This is a genomic window from Pyramidobacter sp. C12-8 (assembly GCF_002007215.1).
GTDB lineage: Bacteria > Synergistota > Synergistia > Synergistales > Dethiosulfovibrionaceae > Pyramidobacter.
On the sequence record NZ_MUHX01000080.1, the window covers coordinates 1 to 525 of the forward strand.

A 525-nucleotide genomic window follows, 5' to 3' on the forward strand; every position below is an offset into this window, starting at 1 on the left:
AAACTGCTGCCTTCACCGGTATGACTGCTCCGTTACTTCCCTTTGTAACACCTCTCCGAAATGCCGTTCACTGTGTTTCCGGTGCTCAAGATGTAATACGATGTGTCCTGACTTTAAGGAGGAGGTCTGCCCGCAGCTTTCGGTTCCTCCGTATGTCTGTAACGGCTGCCCCAACCGTCACCGCTGCACTTTAAAAAAACGGATCTATTCTGCTAAATCTGCAAATGACTCTTACGAGAAAACTTTGCATGAGGCTCGTGAAGGCTTCAATATCTCCGATGCCGAGCTTGCAGATATTGATTCTTTTTTCTCTCCTCTCATCAAACAGGGGCAGTCTCTCTATCATATTATCCGTAATAATCGAGATACTGTTCCCTGTTCTGAAAGTACCGCCAGACGGCTCCTGCTTTCGGGTATTTTAGAGGCACGGAAAATAGACTTGCCCCGAGCTGTCCGTTTTAAGAAGAGAAAGGGAAAAAGAAATAACATGAAGGTGGATAAAAAATGTCGTGAAGGCCGTACCTA

General features: G+C 46.1%; 1 pseudogene. It reads left to right on the forward strand.

The annotated features are described in order from the left end of the window. Positions 1-100: 100 nt before the first annotated feature. Positions 101-525, forward strand: a pseudogene (locus tag B0D78_RS12635) (IS30 family transposase); the annotation flags it as partial.